The sequence below is a fragment of the Nonomuraea cypriaca genome, from assembly GCF_015645445.1.
Lineage (GTDB): Bacteria > Actinomycetota > Actinomycetes > Streptosporangiales > Streptosporangiaceae > Nonomuraea > Nonomuraea cypriaca.
This window is the reverse complement of sequence record NZ_JADOGI010000455.1, coordinates 1-2,737: the sequence shown is the minus strand read 5'-3', so window position 1 is coordinate 2,737 and position 2,737 is coordinate 1. Positions and strand designations below refer to the sequence as shown.

Sequence of the window (2,737 nt, the reverse complement as noted above, 5' to 3'; positions counted from 1 at the left end):
TGTCGACGAGCCTTGAATACTGACCCCCAGACAACGTGTGAAAACTGACCCCCTTGGTCACCACAGGTGACAGAAAGGGATGTGATCACAGTGGATGACTGGGCAGAGATCCGCCGTCTGCACCGGGCCGAGAAGATGCCGATCAAGGCGATCGCCCGGATGTTGGGGATCTCGAAGAACACCGTGCGGCGTGCGGTTCGCGCCATCGAGGTCCCCAAGTACGAGCGGGCGGCCACAGGGTCGATCGTGGACGCGGTCGAGCCACAGATCCGGGCGCAGTTGGAGCTGGATGCGCGGATGCCCGCCACGACGATCGCCGAGCGGATCGGCTGGAGCAACTCCATCACCGTGCTGCGCGAGCGGGTACGCGAGCTGCGCCCGGCCTATCTGCCGGTGGATCCCGCCTCGCGGACCGTCTACGAGCCGGGCGAGCTGGCCCAGTGTGATCTGTGGTTTCCGCCGATCACGTTGCCGGGCCTGGTCGAGGTGCCGCCGGTGCTGGTCATGGTGTCGGGCTATTCCCGCTGGACGCTGGCGCGGATGATCCCTTCCCGGCATGCCGAGGACCTGGTGCTGGCCACCTGGGCGTTGCTGGAACAGCTGGGGGCGGTGCCGCGGGCGCTGGTGTGGGACAACGAGGGCGGGGTCGGCAAGTATCGCAGCGGTCGTGCGCCGCTGCTGTCGGGCCAGTACAACGCGCTGCGTGGCCTGCTGGCCACCAAGGTGATCGTCCTGCCGCCGCGGGAGCCGGAGTCCAAGGGCGTCGTCGAGCGGGCCAACCAATACTTCGAGACCTCCTTCCTGCCCGGCCGTGTCTTCACCGGTCCGGCCGACTTCAACGCCCAGCTGGCGGCCTGGCTGACGGTGATCGCCTCGCGCCGCAAGCGGCGGCTGCAGTGCGCGCCGGCCGACCGGATCGCCGCCGACCGGGCCGCGATGCTGGAGCTGCCGCCGATCCAGAGTGGGCAACTGGGCTGGCACAACCAGATCCGGTTACCGCGTGATCACTGGGTGCGGCTGGACACCTGCGACTACTCCGTCGACCCGCGCGTGATCGGCCAGCGGGTGGCCGTGCACGCCGACCTGGAGCGCGTGAGCGTGTACTGCCAGGGCCGCCGGGTCGCCTCCCACGAGCGCTGCTGGGCGGCGCATCAGACCATCACCGATCCCGCCCACGCCGAGTTGGCCCGCCAGCTGCGCGCTCAGGCCACCGCTGCCAAATTGACCGCCCGCTCGGCTGCGGCGCCCGGGACGGGGGCGGCCAAGGCCGAAGTGGAGGTCGAAGAGCGGTCGCTGGCCGTCTATGACGGCCTGACCAGCCAGGGGGCGTCATGACACTCAGCACCTCCTCCACGCCGTCCACGCCGTCCACGCCGTCCACGCCGGATGGAGTGGCACCGTTCGCGCTGAGCAGTTCGGCATCGGTGACGGCCACGGCCATGCGGACCGCCGCCGACCTGCTGGAATGCGCCCATGTCAGCGGGGTCAGCGTCACCTGCGACGACACCCGGATCAGCATCCAGGTCGACCCGCACCGCTCGCCGGCCGAGCGGGCTCAGGTGCTCATCCGGCTGGCGAACGTGCTGCAGAGCCGCATCTTGCAAGAGCACGACCACCGGCCGGGCAAACGCACCTGCTGGCTGAGCGTGAACGGGACCGCCGCCGGGCTGCCCATCCACGCCTGGACCGAGGTGGAGGTATCGATCCATGGCCAGGGCGCAGCCCTGGCCATGGCCCCCGACGGCACCCTGGCCTGCACCGGCCCCGACGATGACAACACGCGCCTGCCGGCCGGATGGCGATGGATCACCGAACTGGACCACCCCAGCCCGGCCCCCCACCCCCACGCCGGGCAAGAACCGAAGGAGGCGAGGCGGTAATGGCCGCCAAAACCGGACGCGACGTCACCTCCGAGATCGCCTACCTCACCCGGGCCCTGAAAGCCCCCACCCTGCGCGATGCCGTGCCCCGCCTCGCCGACCAAGCCCGCGACCAGGGCTGGACATTCGAGGAGTTCCTGGCCGCCTGCCTGCAACGCGAGGTCGCCTCCCGCGACGCCCACGGCGCCGAAGGCCGCATCAAAGCCGCCAGTTTCCCCGCCCGCAAGACCATCGAGGACTTCGACTTCGACCACCAGCGCTCGGTCAAACGCGACGTCGTCACCCACCTGGCCGCCCTCGACTTCATCGTCGCCAAAGACAACGCCGTACTCCTCGGGCCGCCCGGAACCGGCAAAACACACATCGCGACAGGAATCGGCATCCGCGCCTGCCAAGCCGGGCACCGCGTCCAATTCGCCACCGCCGCCGAATGGGTCGCCCGCCTGGCCGACGCGCACACCGCCGGCCGCCTGCACGACGAACTCACCCGCCTCGGCCGCTACCCGCTCCTGATCATCGACGAGATCGGCTACATCCCCTTCGAAGCCCACGCCGCCAACCTGTTCTTCCAACTGGTCTCGGCCCGCTACGAACGCGCCAGCCTCATCGTCACCAGCAACAAACCCTTCGGCCGCTGGGGCGAGGTCTTCGGCGACGACACCGTCGCCGCCGCGATGATCGACCGACTCGTCCACCACGCCGAAGTGATCTCCCTCAAAGGCGACAGCTACCGGCTCAAGAACCGCGACCTCGGCCGCCCTCCCGCCGCCGACCGCGACACACAGTAACCATCAACACGAGTCAGGGGGTCAGATTTCAGACGTTGGAAAGGGGTCAGTTTTGAGGCGGTGTTGACA

3 protein-coding genes are annotated in these 2,737 nt (G+C 69.1%); all 3 read left to right on the top strand.

Annotated features, from left to right (window positions below; all coding sequences use genetic code 11):
* Positions 1–81: 81 nt before the first annotated feature.
* The 3 genes from istA to istB are packed head-to-tail and all read left to right on the top strand — an operon-like array spanning position 82 to position 2,668.
* Positions 82–1,335, top strand: coding sequence for an IS21 family transposase (istA, locus tag ITP53_RS54720; protein WP_195903374.1), 1,254 nt, complete (start codon positions 82–84; stop codon positions 1,333–1,335).
* Positions 1,332–1,880, top strand: coding sequence for a hypothetical protein (locus ITP53_RS54715; protein ID WP_195903373.1), 549 nt, complete (start codon positions 1,332–1,334; stop codon positions 1,878–1,880). The genes istA and ITP53_RS54715 overlap by 4 nt, the downstream gene beginning before the upstream one ends.
* The gene (gene istB / locus ITP53_RS54710; protein WP_195903372.1) at positions 1,880–2,668 is read left to right on the top strand and encodes an IS21-like element helper ATPase IstB; all 789 of its coding nucleotides are present in this window, start codon (positions 1,880–1,882) and stop codon (positions 2,666–2,668) included. Before ITP53_RS54715 ends, istB begins: the two co-directional genes overlap by 1 nt.
* Positions 2,669–2,737 lie beyond the last annotated feature (69 nt).

What these genes read in the sequence shown, in the direction of transcription:
- istB (WP_195903372.1), top strand. Translation starts at nt 1,880, where the DNA reads ATGGCCGCCAAAACCGGACGCGACGTCACCTCCGAGATCGCCTACCTC.
- ITP53_RS54715 (WP_195903373.1), top strand. Translation starts at nt 1,332, where the DNA reads ATGACACTCAGCACCTCCTCCACGCCGTCCACGCCGTCCACGCCGTCC.